The organism is Chryseobacterium sp. AC405b (assembly GCF_979258685.1).
Genome location: NZ_OZ409877.1, coordinates 1,481,952 through 1,494,631 on the forward strand (window position 1 = coordinate 1,481,952; position 12,680 = coordinate 1,494,631).

The window sequence follows — 12,680 nt, forward strand, 5'->3', positions numbered from 1 at the left end:
GCCGATTCTATTCAATGAAATTAAGATTTAAAATATTTCTACAAATAAATCAACTGAGTTTTCAAAACCTTCATTCCTAAACTCTCCAACACGGTTTTATACGTTTCAATCTGTCTTTTGTCCTTTTCAGATTCCTGCCCGGTTTTAAAATCAACGATGATACAACCTTCATCACTTTTTAAAATACGGTCTGGACGGTAAATTTTACTTATACCTCTCTCGGAGATCATGATGTCTTTTTCATTGATCACTTCCCATTTTTCATCAAAAAATTCAGAATGTCTGGTAATGATATCAATTAAAGCATGATGAATTTCTTCCTTTTCTTCTAAAGTTATGTGACCTTCCAAAGTATAGCATTCCAGCACTTTTTCAATGTCTTTTTTAGTATTGATTTTTGATAACAATTCATGAACGAAAATTCCGGTTCGTACTTTTTTATTTCGCTCCTGATAGGTTTTAGAGGGCGTTGCAATTTTTATTGAAGTGCTTTTTTCGTGCTTATTATTTAGATTTTGGATGTCTTTGGTTTTGTAAGAAGAACTTTTATGTTTTGTCTTCTTTACCAACATTTCAGAATCTGTTTTATACAAATCAAACTCATCAAGATTCTCGGTATTTTTAGATTGAATAAATTCTAAAATCTCAAGATTGTTTGACGTTTTATTGGCTTTCTGCAGATAAAAGAAAAGCTGTTCTACGGGTCTTGTTGTCGCAACATATTGCAGGCAAAGTCGATCTACAAAGTTTTTGTAGGAATTAATTTTGTTAAATTTTTCAATTTCAGGATCGTATGCTTCCAGATTTTTATTGAACTGATTGATGTTCACAGATTTCAGAGCTTCATCTTCATCCGTATCAAACCAATTATTAAACTGGCTGTCCGCATTTTTATTTTCTAAAGGAATAAAAACAATGGGGAATTCCAGACCTTTCGCTTTGTGAATCGTCATGATCTGAATGGCATCAATATTTTCAGAAGCCTGGATGGTATGTTTTGAAGCTTCTTCGTCCCAATATTTCAAAAATTCTTTCGTGCTTGCTCCTGCATTTTGAGTGAAATTAAACAACATTTCCAAAAAGTTGAGTAGAAAATCAGTTTCTTTATTTTCTACCGCAAATTCGTTGATGTAATACTCAACAAAATTGTAGAGATTAAATTTAGGAAAATTATCCTGTTTCAGCTTTAAAGCATATTGAGCTTGAATAAATTCTAAGATTTCCTCATGAGAATCAATTGCCAGAATTTCTTTCATATCAAAACTAAAATCCGCCATGGTAATTCTGCCCAAACGGTTCAGGTAAAACATCAGCATAATCAGATGAGGTTTGTTCTTAGGATTGGTTTCCCATCTCAAAAACTGAATGACTGCTTGCAGAGTATTCGATAATTCTAACGTCAGACCTTTATCTGAAATCGTTTTAATGTTTGTTTCTTCTCCTCTGTAATCAACCTTTAAATTGCCCAATTTCTGTGAATAACTGAATATATCAAAGTTTCCACGACAGAGAATCGTAATGTCTGAAAATGTAAATCCGTTATCAATACATTCCTGAATGTCTTTCTGCATTTTTTCGGAAACGTCATTGTAAAAATCATCTTTCGTAAGATTTTCAATAAGATTTACTTTTACCCGACCTTCTATGTTAGATTTTGAATTCTGTTCGGCATCAATCCCGAAAATATTTTTATGTTCTTCTTCTAAATCGATAGAATGAAATTGATACAGCTCATTATTAAACTGAACAATATTTTTTGCACTTCGCCAGTTGTCTTTTAAAACCAATAATTCAGCTTCTTTAGGCGAAATTTCTTTTTTATTAATAATGTCAAGCATTAATTTACTCTCACCACCTCGAAACCTGTAAATACTCTGTTTAGGGTCACCAACCAAAGTAAAGGATGTGTTTTCAGTAGAAACACTGTGGTCTCTCAACGGCATGAAGTTTTGCCACTGCAATTCTGAAGTATCTTGAAATTCATCAAAGAAATAATGCTGAAATTGTGAACCTACTTTTTCATAAATAAATGCAGAAGGCTCATTTTTGAGATTTTCGTTGATGAGAATATTGAATTTTGAAAGCAAAACCAAATCATTTTCATCTTCAATTTTTTTCAGCTCGTCCTGAATATCTTTATTAACTTTCAAAGGAAGTAAAGCAGATAAGATTTTCTCCTTTTTCTGAGTTTCTATAAATAAAAGAATCAGTTGCATTCTGTTTTCCAAAAGTTGCTCTAGAATTTCAAAAATCTCAGACTCTTTATGTTTTGATTTTGTTGCAGCTCCTTTTTGAATATTGTTTAAAGCACTTTCTTCGTTGGTAGGAAAAGGAAATCCCGGTCTTTTTTTATCGTAAAAATCTAAAATTTTAGTGAAAAATCCACCAATACCATTTTTTCCTTGTGAAAAATCTTCTACATCAATATTTCTTGATTTGAAAAGTTCAATAGATTGCTTTGCGATTTCTAAAGAACGCTTTTTGTTGAAGACAATCTCTTTCCGAAGTGTATTTTTGATGTCTTCATATTTACTGTCATCGAAGCTTTTATTGTTTTTAAGATGTTCATAATGAATATCTTTTACAAATTCTTTTGCAGAATCGTACAGGTTTTTATTTAAATTGATTCTTTCATTATTTTCAAGACTGTAATCCACATAATCCATAAAAGAATTGGAAATACTGTCATTTTCGCCAATCTGGTCGAGCATTTTATCTACTGCTTCAATGAGAAAAGGTTCTGCATCAATCTCAAGGTTGAAATTTTTAGCCAAACCCAATTCGTAAGAAAAACTTCGAACCAATCTTGAGTTGAAACGGTCAATGGTACCGATATTTAAAGTAGAATAATTATGAAGAACATAATCAAGTAATTTTTTTGACCTGAAATGAAGCTCGTCAATGGTAATTTTTACACCTTCACTTTCAAAAGCTGTTTGAATATTTTTTAAATCTGTGTTGTCTTTATAGTTTTCAGCGGTAAAATTTCCCAGCCACGACAAGATTCTTTCTTTCATCTCATTGGCCGCTTTATTGGTGAACGTCAATGCCAGAATATTACGGATAGAATGTTGCTGATTGGGATGTCGCAAACAAATCATCAGAAGCCGCTGTACGAGTGCATAGGTTTTACCTGAACCTGCAGAAGCATTGATGACCGTATACGAATTATTCATTTTGAGAGATTAAGTCTGCAATTTAATTAAAATTAAAATGAAATTTTAACAATTGCAGATTGGTTTTTAACAGTTTTAAAAAGAAAGGTGCCAAAAAAATACTAAAAGCGTTAACGGTGGTTAAACTTCTGAAATTCAATAAAAATTACTTTAGTTTTGCTCTATAAAACAATAATCCGTGAAATTAAAACTACTCTTTATTTTATCCGTGTTTTTCTTCGTTAATATTGATGCCCAGGATTTTATTTTCGGGAAGGTCACTTCTGAAGAGAATATAGAAATGTCTGAGGTTAGCGTAATCAACATTCGAACAGATGAGCGTGTGACAACCAATCGGGACGGACACTTTATGATTTCCGGAAGACAGGGTGATAACCTGCGATTCATCAAAATCGGTTATGAAAGAGTCAATACAAATATTACTAAAGATAACGTTGATTCACCCATTAATGTAAAATTGGTAAGAACTGCGCAGTTGATTGACGAAGTTGAGATAAAAAAAATGCTGACAGGCGATTTGAAAATTGATACTAAAACATTAAATCCGCCAAGAAAAGTTGAAAAACTGAAGAAAGATTTAGACGTTTACATTGCTCAAAAATCTGATCCAAGAATTCTTGCGGCAAAACCAGGCGAATTTGTACAACCGAAAGGACAAGGTTTTTCGATTGGTAAAATAAAGAACAAATGGGATGATGTAGATTTTATGAATTATATGGTAACGGCATTGGGTTACCAGTATTTTAATGATTTGAAAATTGAAAATTCTCAGGTTCAGCATTTTATCTATTACGTTTTGGCAGGTGGTTTTGAGCGGACAAGCATATTGAAATATGGCTTCGTCAGCGATGCAGATTTAATGAGATTTCAAAGGGCCGTTTTACTGAGAATATCTTCTTATAAGACCCCGCAAGAGAAATAATAAACACACACAAATGATAAAAAAAAATTTATATGAAAGCCTATTTTTTGATTACTTTTTTACTGGCAAGTAATTTTTTGTTTTCTCAGCAGAAAATTTCAGGTAATATATTAAGTGAAAATGATATGATCATTAGTAACGTTTTGGTGGTAAATATTTCAAATGGTAAAAAGACCTCCAGCAATGCCTCTGGAAATTTTGAAATTGAAGCAGGTGTAAATGACGAAATAAGATTCTCAAAAGCAGGATATGAAAGAGCTTCCAAAAAGATTTCAGATTACGATTCTTCATTGAATGTTATTTTAATCAGAATTCCCCAAGAAATAGAAGAAGTTAAAATTCTGAATCTTACAGGAGACTTAAATAGAGATTCTAGAAGGCTTGCCCAAGAAAATAAAGTGACACAATTGCAGAAAGATATTGGTCTTCCAAGACCGCCTGAAGTGGCTAGAGAAAAAGCTCCTGATCTTTCAGATGCATTTGTTGTCGGTTTTCCTATGGCAGCAATCAATGTAGATGCTCTATACAAAGTGATAAGTGGTGATGCACGCAGAATGAAGAATCTCTATAAGTTTGAAGATTTGCAAAGGCATTTAAAATGGTTAGTAAGCAGGCTAGATACTGAGTATTTCGACTCTCTGGGGATTTCCAAAGAAAATATTAACGAGTTTTTACAATTTGCTTTTCTCGAAAATCCGAGATCATTAGATTTTGTGAAGTCGAAGAACATAAACGGAACAGTTTTCGAAATTGAAAAAGTAGCTCCCCAATATATTGAAAGAATGAAATCTCAGACAAAAAAATAATATTCGGTAGTTTAATGATACACTACATCGTAGATTTCATCTTTCACTTCATTAATGTTTTCCGGATGATAATTGGATAAAAGCCAAAGCTGAAGCTGCTTTTTGCCTTCACCGTAACTCGGCTGAATGTACATTTCGTCAATCAGATGAAAACCGTTTTTTTGATAAAAAGAGAAACGGCGCTGCGAATTTTCATTGAGGTGTTCTGGCTCAATTTCCAAAACTATTCTTGGATGATTTTCAAATAGATAATCTGTAATCTGTGAACCCAATTTTTGATTTCTGAATTCTGCAAAAACCTCAAAATGTTCCACAAAAACATGATTTTTCAGCTCCCAAAGTACCAAATAACCGATATTTTCCGTATTGTGTAAAACCGAAACTACTTTCACTTGCGGATGCTCAAATAAACGTACAAATTTGTACCAATCTCGCCTCTCATCTTCAGGAAAACTTGAAGCATAAGAATCATAAATCTTCTTTATGCGGTAATCGTCAGGTGAATTAATCTGTAAAAATTCCATAGTTATAAATCAAAAACACTGGGTCTTCTGGTGATGAAAATATCTTTCACCCACAAAGTAAATGCCAATCCTAAATAGATTAAAAAGAAAACTCCTGCCGTTGCAAAAGTAGAGTAGATGAAGAAAACGCGTAGTTTAGATACCGGAATTCCAAGCTTCGCACCCATTCTTGTGAGTACTCCAAACCATTCTCTTTCCATCTTGTGACGCAGGTTGTTAAACATGATGAGTTTCTTTTAAAATTTTAAATCCGATGCTGCAATTTAAGCAATTTTTTGTTGTACAGTAATTTTTGTAATGATAAATCAGACTTTGAGTTTGCAATGCATTTTTAATTTTTAAACCTAAATTTTTCCATCCTTCAACAATCGAATTTTTTTCAGAGGAAAGTTCTTTGTAAAATGCAAGAATTTCATCTGCAATTTCTTCATTATGATATTTATGGTAATGATATTTAAAAGGTAAAACTGTATTAAGAATAATGAGTTCAATAAAATCTTTAGATAAAATTTTGGGTTGATCGACGGGCGAAATTTTTCCAAAATTAAAATGATTATCCCAATACTCAGATGCTTTTGTATTGCTGAAAATTTCCACCAATTCATCAGAATTTTTAGCATTGATAATCTTTGAAAATAAATTTTGATGCTGATGATAAAGATCCGACAATTGTGACAAACGAATTGTAGGGAAGTTGGGTGGGCGCAATCTCAAAAATTTCGGACGAATAACTACACTGGAAATCTGATATTTTGCTTTTAAAAATTCAAATTCTCTTTTCCAGATTTTCATTTGCTCGTCTTCGGGTTTTTCAAGCCAGCCGGAAATCCCGAACAATAAAGCTTCAAGTTGGGTTTTGTTTTGACGAATTTTATTTAAAACAGTAAAATCTATACTTTCTGCAATCTGTTTGAAGAGATGCGCATTCACTTTCAATCCGAAAGAGCAGGCGAGGCTGTGAAATAATACAGCTTCGTAATTGTTTTTATAAATTTCAAGGTCTTTCTGAAGTTCTGAAGATTTTTCCTCCAATTTTTTCAACAAACTTTCTTCGTAAAAATGAACCGGAATTTTATCTGGATTAAACAAATCTTCACACGGAATAAACTGGCTGTCATTTAAAAGTTTTTCATATTTCCCGAATACACTTACATCGATGTGGTTTTTCAGTTCCAGCGTAGGAATATTCTTTTTGTTAAGTTCATCGATGTCTGCATCATTTTGATAAACTACGTGAAGAATAATATTGTCGTAATTAGGGTCTTTTGAATGTTGGTGGAAAATCCAGTCGGAAGATTTCACATGAAGTTCTATATTTCCTGCGAGGATTATATTGTTGATTTTGATTTTCGCCATCAGAAAATCCGGTCCAGAATCTTTGTTCCATTTCCCGAAATCTACTATTTCAATAGCATTTCCTCCAAGATCTTTAAAGTTGAAATGAGTGAATATCTTAAAATTCCAAAGATATTGTAATAATTTTTCGTTCATCGTGGTGTTTTGTGTTACCACTAATGTAGGGAAAATTTGAATTGAAAAGTGTTATTAAAATGAATTTTTCCAGAAAATCTCTTGGAACATCTTGGAAAATTTAAAGCTAAAAAAAATCAGAGCAACTAGCCCTGATTTTATTTTATATTTCAATGAAGATTTTAAACCTTCGCAGTTTCCTTTTTAAAATTCGCAATCGTTGTTTTGTACATTTCCTCGTAAATAGGAAGAATGTTTTTCAGATCAAATTTAATCGCCTGTTCTTTAGCGTTGATCTTCATCTGCGCCAATAATTCTTCGTTGCTGAGAAGTTTGATGGTATAATTGCTCATGGCTTCTACATTTCCGATTTCTGCTAGAAATCCTGTTTCTCCCTGAATGTTTACTTCCGGGATTCCACCTGCGTTTGAACTGATCACGGGTGTATTTGCCGCCATTGCTTCTAGAGCCGCCAATCCGAAGCTTTCCTGCTCAGATGGTAATAAAAATACGTCTGAAAGTCTTAAAATTCTGTACAGATCATTCACTTTACCCAGAAGACGGATTTTAGAGATCAATTCCGGATTTTCTTCTAAGAAAGAATTCACTTTCTCCATATCCGGGCCTTCACCGATGATGATGAGCTTAGATTTTACTTTCTTTTCAACGCTTTTAAAAATTTGCAACACTTCTTCAATACGTTTTACCGGTCTTAAATTGGAAACATGAATCAGGATTTTCTCGTCTGCACTTGCAAACTGTGTTCTCTGGCATTCGTTGAGATCTGCAAATTCTGAATTGTCGATGAAGTTGGTAATGACCTGAATCTCTTTTTTGATGCGGAAAAACTGTAGCGTGTCTTTTTTCAGACTTTCAGATACGGATGTAATGGCATCCGATTGATTGATAGAAAACTCTACGGCGTGTTTATAACTTGGATGCTGCCCAACCAATGTGATATCTGTTCCGTGGAGCGTTGTAACCAAAGGTATATCGTTATTGTCTTCCTTTAGCATTTGCTTTGCTGTAAAAGCCGCGTAAGCATAAGGAATGGCATAGTGTGCATGAAGTAGATCCAGCTTATAAAGATTCACAACACGGTAGATCATCGAACTCAATGCAATATCATAAGGCTGATACTGGAAAAGCGGATAGGTCTGCACATTAACTTTGTGAAAGAAAATATTGGGGTTTGTAATATCTAATCTTGCCGGAAGTGCCGAACTGATGAAATGTACCTCATAGCCTTTGTTGGCGAGAGACATCCCGAGTTCTGTTGCCACGATTCCGCTTCCGCCGTAGGTTGGGTAGCAAAGTATGCCTATTTTCATCTGTTTATTTTTATTTTTTCAGTTATAAGGCGGAACGCTTTAAAGATGCGTTTCATTGGTTAATATTATTTTGATGTGGTGAATTCTGTAGATTTTGAAAACTGCGGAGCTTCTAATGTTATTCCCATTCCTGCTTTCAGTTGTTCATTGACCAAAACGGGAAGCTTTCCAGAGATTTTTGTTTTTCCGTTGATGGCGTTTGCTGTTGCCGTCATAGAGTCTTCGTTGTTTTCATATGAAACCAAAACCGTGGAAACTTTAGATAAATCAATATCTTTCAAAGCATAAGCACTACCAAAAACATTGAGAATCACATTTTGATTTTTTGTTAAATCTGCCAACACCTTTCTAGATTCGGCTGAAATTTTATAGGGTTTGTACGCCGTTGAATTGTCTTTGTGAAAACCAACGATCACTGTAGAGTTTGCCGGAATACTATTGATTTCTGCCGCCTTTTTAATAATGACTGTGGAATTTAAATTCAGTTGATCTACAAAAGTTTGATAGGGTGCTTCTTCCAACGGTACATAATAGCAAGTGTTCTTGCAGTTCAGAGGAAGTAGTTTTTTCTCATCCTTTATTAAAGTTAAAGCATTAGAATAAAGATTCTGTACCAATGTTTTATGAGAATCATTTTTGATATCTTGGTTAACGTTTTCAGGATTTTTCGGAGTGTATTGATTTAAACCTAAAAAATATTTTGTCAGTAAAATTTTCTTTACACTTTCTTCCACTCTTTTTTGTGAAATTTCTCCGTTGTCAATTGCTTTCTGAATCAATTTTTTACCTTCTGCGACACCCTGAGAAAAAAGCATAATGTCGTTCCCTGCTTTGAAAGCCAATGCGTCCAGTTCGCCCGGTTTGTATTTATTGGCAACCGCTCCCATATTTAAAGCATCGGTAATAATTAAACCTTTATATCCGAATTTTTCCTTTAATAAGCCTGTAATGATATTTTTCGAAATAGAAGCAGGAATTCCTTTTCCAGATTCTAAACTTGGAACGTACAGGTGTGCTACCATCACACCGCCAATTCCTTTATCCATCAAAGCTTTAAAAGGAGCCAGCTCGATTGAATTTAATCTTTCCATATTATGTGAAACGACGGGCAGGTCTAAATGTGAATCAGTATTGGTGTCACCGTGTCCCGGGAAATGTTTGATTGCCGCTAAAATATTGTTATCCTGCAAACCATTGGAGTAGGAGAGTGCAGATTGTGTGACATTAGAAACTTCTGAGCCGAAACTCCTGTTCCCAATAATCGGATTGTTTGGGTTGGTATTGACATCTACAACAGGTGCAAAATCCCAGTTGATTCCCATTCTCTTACAGTCTTCAGCGATCTTTGCTGCCATCTGATAGATCAGGTTTTTATCCTGAATCGCTCCTAAAGTCATTGCCCAAGGAAATTTGTGAGCTTTAGCGATCCTCTGATAAAGTCCCCATTCCGCATCCATCCCGATCATTAAGGGAATTTTAGATTTTTGCTGAAATTCATTGACTAGATTAATTTCTCTTGCTGCATCGTCCTGCATAAGAATCAAACCTCCAATTTTATCATTGGCAACAATATTTCTTACCTGGCTGATGTGGTTCTCATCTTTGTTGGTGTAAAGTGCAACGATAAACAACTGACCTAGTTTTTCGTCATGAGAAAGTGAGTTGTAGGTTTTATCAACCCATTGCTGCGCTTTCTTTTGATCTGACTGAGAAATGTTTTTCGGCTGATATTGTGCTGAAATTTGCGAATTAATAAAAAGTATGATGAAGAGTAATTGAAAACCTACTTTGTTCATGATGTTTGAATAAGAACAAAAATACGATTAAAAAATACAGTAGAAACAATGTTTTTTAGTTTTTTGGTATATGATTTGATCTGCGTAAGTAACTAACAATTTTAAATTTAATAAGATGAGAAAATTTCTTTCAATTTTAACACTGGCTTTCGCTAGTTTCCTTATATACAGCTGTGATAATAGTGATGATGTAGTAGTTGACAATACAGAACAATATGAATATCCCGCAGTGAAAGATTTTACGGGGAGTTTAAACTCGACCAATAACTACACTTTATCTGTGCCTATTAACATTCCTGTAACTGACGTTGTTTTGGTTTATAGAAATGTTGGTTCGGGAACGGGTGTTAATGCAGTTTGGCAATTAATTCCTAAAACATATTATCTAGATAACAATATAGCATTTCCTGCAAATAGAGAATTAGATTATAATTTCGATTTTACAACTTTAGATGTTGAAATTACTTCGAAAGCAAATTTTAATCAAGCTACTCAAATCACTGCAGCAGAAACCAATGCTTATTTAAACAATCAGATGTTTAGAGTTGTCTTAATTCCAACGGTTGCAGGAAAGAATGCAAATGCAGTTGATCATAATGACTACAAGGCAGTAATTAAATATTATAATTTAAATGATACCAAAGTATCGGTTTCAAAAGTAAATTAATAAAATATATCTTTTCAGTTTTATAATTAAAAAATCTCCGGAATTAATTCCGGAGATTTTGTTTTTTGTGTAAGTAAATTTAATTAATTCTGATCATCTAAAAGGTGACCGAAGTAATCTTTCTTTGTCTGTAAGTATCCACGGCTAGAATCATTCGCAGGAATCTGCAAAGGTATTCTCGAATTGAGATTGATGCTGCTCTCTTCTACAAACTTTACCTTTTCAGGATTGTTGGTTAAAAGATTAATGTTTTCAACTTTTAAGATATTGAGAATTTCGATAGCAACTGCAAAGTTTCTGTCATCAGCAGGCAATCCCAGTTCTAAATTGGCGGCAACAGTGTCAAAACCTTTTTCCTGAAGAGAATAGGCCTTTAACTTGTTGATGATGCCTATATTTCTGCCTTCCTGACGGAGATATACAATGATTCCGCCGTGATCGTGGGTGTATTTCATAGCAGCATCCAATTGTTGTCCGCATTCGCATTTTTGGGAATGGAAAACTTCACCGGTAATACATTCAGAATGAAAACGCACATTCACCGGTTTTGAGAAATCTGTATTTTCAGCTATGATGGCCATGTGAGGCATCCAGTCATTAGAATCTTCTGAGAAAGCTATCATTCGGAAATTTCCGTGGTCTGTTGGGACATTAGCTTCCGCCTGAATTTTAATCATTTAATTGTTGGTTATTTTACTGTTTATTGAGTCTTCAATGAAAGCAACATTAGTTTTTAATCTTACCAAATATCTGTTGAGAACTGCATCTTCATCTCTGTTAAGATATTTTCTGAGCGTCTGAATTTTTTTGTAAGATTTTTCTAAGTTTTTGAGTGTTTTGTTTTTTCCGGTAATATTGCCTGCATCAATTGCATACAGATAATTTTGTAAAGAATATTTTAATGCGTCTACTTCTTCGTTTACGGCTGTATTTTTAAATTTTGGGAAAGAAGAAATAAGATTTGTTATTTCAGCTGCATTAATATTTTGATGAATATTAATCGAAAAATTATTTCCAGATTCTGCTTCAGCTTTTTTTGCTTCAACGTAGAAGTTGCCGGATAGTGGAGAAACATTTGGTTTTTCTGTAGCGCAGGAAGAAATAAGTATTAAAAGTAATCCGGAAAAATATAATCGTTTCATTTTTGCTCCTTTTGATAAAGGATTGGATTAAGACTTTCATCGTTGTACATTTTCATTTGTTTGTACACTTTCATCTTAACATCACCATTCTCAATATCAGTAAGCAATTGATCTATAGAAGTAAATAAATCCTCTTTTTGATCAAGAAGTACATCCAGTTTCTGTTGACAGTTTAAACGATGTTCTTCTGAAGCAGAATCTCTATGAGCTTCCAATGACATATGATAAACCTTCAGCGAAAGAATTGATAATCTGTCTACAGCCCAAGCGGGAGTTTCAGTGTTAATCTTTGCATCGGGTTTCGGAGTAATATTTTTATATTTATCTAAAAACCAACTGTCTATGAACTCAACCAAATCTGTTCGTTTCTGATTAGAAGCGTCGATCATTCTTTTGAGCTGCAGTGCATCTACAGGATTTATATTTTCATCCCTAATAATATCTTCCAAATGCCATTGAACGGTGTCAATCCAGTTTTTAGCATACAAAATTCGTTCCAAACTGTCTGCAGGAAACGTATTATTAATAGGAGTTTCTATGTTGTCTAAAACATGGTAATCTTCAATTGATGTATTGAAGATTTTCCAAGCGGTATCTGTGAAATTCATTTTGGCTGAAAAAACTAGTTTCCGGTATTGTTTGTAGTATTAGAAGCAGGATTTTCAGTTTTAGTTACTGGTTTATCTTCCTCTTTTACAGAATCTTTAAATTCTTTGATACCTGAACCTAAACCTTTCATCAATTCCGGAATTTTTTTTCCTCCGAAAAGAAGTAAAAGAATGATCGCTACGATCAATAAGTGTTGCCAAGATAATGACAGTATTGTAAGTGTATACATTTTAAAAA

General features: G+C 33.7%; 13 protein-coding genes. 3 read left to right on the forward strand and 10 right to left on the reverse strand.

Annotated elements, in window-relative coordinates; all coding sequences use genetic code 11:
• Positions 1–38: 38 nt before the first annotated feature.
• Complete coding sequence (locus ACZZZA_RS07185) at positions 39–3,176, reverse strand: UvrD-helicase domain-containing protein (protein ID WP_463430484.1); 3,138 nt, start codon at positions 3,174–3,176, stop codon at positions 39–41.
• A gap of 178 nt (positions 3,177–3,354) precedes the next feature.
• Here ACZZZA_RS07185 and ACZZZA_RS07190 point away from each other — a divergent pair, with 178 nt between their 5' ends.
• Both ACZZZA_RS07190 and ACZZZA_RS07195 read left to right on the forward strand, forming a co-directional pair.
• Positions 3,355–4,098, forward strand: coding sequence for a hypothetical protein (locus tag ACZZZA_RS07190; RefSeq protein WP_463430485.1), 744 nt, complete (start codon positions 3,355–3,357; stop codon positions 4,096–4,098).
• 32 nt (positions 4,099–4,130) lie between these two features.
• Positions 4,131–4,904 (forward strand): peptidase associated/transthyretin-like domain-containing protein, encoded by a 774-nt coding sequence (locus ACZZZA_RS07195; protein ID WP_463430486.1) that lies wholly within the window; start codon positions 4,131–4,133, stop codon positions 4,902–4,904.
• A gap of 11 nt (positions 4,905–4,915) precedes the next feature.
• Here ACZZZA_RS07195 and ACZZZA_RS07200 read toward each other — a convergent pair whose 3' ends face one another.
• The 5 genes from ACZZZA_RS07200 to ACZZZA_RS07220 form a co-directional block, all read right to left on the reverse strand.
• Positions 4,916–5,428, reverse strand: a complete 513-nt coding sequence (locus ACZZZA_RS07200; protein ID WP_463430487.1) for a GNAT family N-acetyltransferase — start codon at positions 5,426–5,428, stop codon at positions 4,916–4,918.
• Between the two features lie 2 nt (positions 5,429–5,430).
• Positions 5,431–5,652 (reverse strand): PspC family transcriptional regulator, encoded by a 222-nt coding sequence (locus ACZZZA_RS07205; protein ID WP_463430488.1) that lies wholly within the window; start codon positions 5,650–5,652, stop codon positions 5,431–5,433.
• Positions 5,645–6,919, reverse strand: a complete 1,275-nt coding sequence (locus ACZZZA_RS07210; protein ID WP_463430489.1) for a DUF2851 family protein — start codon at positions 6,917–6,919, stop codon at positions 5,645–5,647. Before ACZZZA_RS07210 ends, ACZZZA_RS07205 begins: the two co-directional genes overlap by 8 nt.
• 161 nt (positions 6,920–7,080) lie before the next feature.
• Positions 7,081–8,229 (reverse strand): N-acetyl-alpha-D-glucosaminyl L-malate synthase BshA, encoded by a 1,149-nt coding sequence (gene bshA, locus ACZZZA_RS07215; protein ID WP_463430490.1) that lies wholly within the window; start codon positions 8,227–8,229, stop codon positions 7,081–7,083.
• A 65-nt stretch (positions 8,230–8,294) separates the two neighbouring features.
• On the reverse strand, positions 8,295–10,025 hold the full coding sequence (locus tag ACZZZA_RS07220) for a glycoside hydrolase family 3 protein (protein WP_463430491.1): 1,731 nt from the start codon (positions 10,023–10,025) through the stop codon (positions 8,295–8,297).
• 115 nt (positions 10,026–10,140) lie between these two features.
• Here ACZZZA_RS07220 and ACZZZA_RS07225 point away from each other — a divergent pair, with 115 nt between their 5' ends.
• On the forward strand, positions 10,141–10,692 hold the full coding sequence (locus ACZZZA_RS07225) for a hypothetical protein (RefSeq protein WP_463430492.1): 552 nt from the start codon (positions 10,141–10,143) through the stop codon (positions 10,690–10,692).
• A gap of 83 nt (positions 10,693–10,775) precedes the next feature.
• Here ACZZZA_RS07225 and ribA read toward each other — a convergent pair whose 3' ends face one another.
• From ribA to ACZZZA_RS07245, 4 genes are read right to left on the reverse strand one after another with little or no spacing between them, the layout of a single operon-like run.
• Complete coding sequence (gene ribA / locus ACZZZA_RS07230; RefSeq protein WP_463430493.1) at positions 10,776–11,369, reverse strand: GTP cyclohydrolase II; 594 nt, start codon at positions 11,367–11,369, stop codon at positions 10,776–10,778.
• On the reverse strand, positions 11,370–11,834 hold the full coding sequence (locus ACZZZA_RS07235; RefSeq protein WP_463430494.1) for a hypothetical protein: 465 nt from the start codon (positions 11,832–11,834) through the stop codon (positions 11,370–11,372).
• Positions 11,831–12,442: a DUF4254 domain-containing protein gene (locus ACZZZA_RS07240; protein ID WP_463430495.1), complete on the reverse strand. Its 612-nt coding sequence runs from the start codon at positions 12,440–12,442 to the stop codon at positions 11,831–11,833. Before ACZZZA_RS07240 ends, ACZZZA_RS07235 begins: the two co-directional genes overlap by 4 nt.
• 14 nt (positions 12,443–12,456) lie before the next feature.
• Positions 12,457–12,672: a twin-arginine translocase TatA/TatE family subunit gene (locus ACZZZA_RS07245; RefSeq protein WP_463430496.1), complete on the reverse strand. Its 216-nt coding sequence runs from the start codon at positions 12,670–12,672 to the stop codon at positions 12,457–12,459.
• Between the last annotated feature and the right edge of the window lie 8 nt (positions 12,673–12,680).

What these genes read in the sequence shown, in the direction of transcription:
- ACZZZA_RS07205 (WP_463430488.1), bottom strand. Translation starts at nt 5,652, where the DNA reads ATGTTTAACAACCTGCGTCACAAGATGGAAAGAGAATGGTTTGGAGTA.
- ACZZZA_RS07245 (WP_463430496.1), bottom strand. Translation starts at nt 12,672, where the DNA reads ATGTATACACTTACAATACTGTCATTATCTTGGCAACACTTATTGATC.
- ACZZZA_RS07225 (WP_463430492.1), top strand. Translation starts at nt 10,141, where the DNA reads ATGAGAAAATTTCTTTCAATTTTAACACTGGCTTTCGCTAGTTTCCTT.
- ACZZZA_RS07240 (WP_463430495.1), bottom strand. Translation starts at nt 12,442, where the DNA reads ATGAATTTCACAGATACCGCTTGGAAAATCTTCAATACATCAATTGAA.
- bshA (WP_463430490.1), bottom strand. Translation starts at nt 8,229, where the DNA reads ATGAAAATAGGCATACTTTGCTACCCAACCTACGGCGGAAGCGGAATC.
- ACZZZA_RS07210 (WP_463430489.1), bottom strand. Translation starts at nt 6,919, where the DNA reads ATGAACGAAAAATTATTACAATATCTTTGGAATTTTAAGATATTCACT.
- ACZZZA_RS07220 (WP_463430491.1), bottom strand. Translation starts at nt 10,025, where the DNA reads ATGAACAAAGTAGGTTTTCAATTACTCTTCATCATACTTTTTATTAAT.
- ACZZZA_RS07195 (WP_463430486.1), top strand. Translation starts at nt 4,131, where the DNA reads ATGAAAGCCTATTTTTTGATTACTTTTTTACTGGCAAGTAATTTTTTG.
- ACZZZA_RS07185 (WP_463430484.1), bottom strand. Translation starts at nt 3,176, where the DNA reads ATGAATAATTCGTATACGGTCATCAATGCTTCTGCAGGTTCAGGTAAA.
- ACZZZA_RS07200 (WP_463430487.1), bottom strand. Translation starts at nt 5,428, where the DNA reads ATGGAATTTTTACAGATTAATTCACCTGACGATTACCGCATAAAGAAG.
- ribA (WP_463430493.1), bottom strand. Translation starts at nt 11,369, where the DNA reads ATGATTAAAATTCAGGCGGAAGCTAATGTCCCAACAGACCACGGAAAT.
- ACZZZA_RS07235 (WP_463430494.1), bottom strand. Translation starts at nt 11,834, where the DNA reads ATGAAACGATTATATTTTTCCGGATTACTTTTAATACTTATTTCTTCC.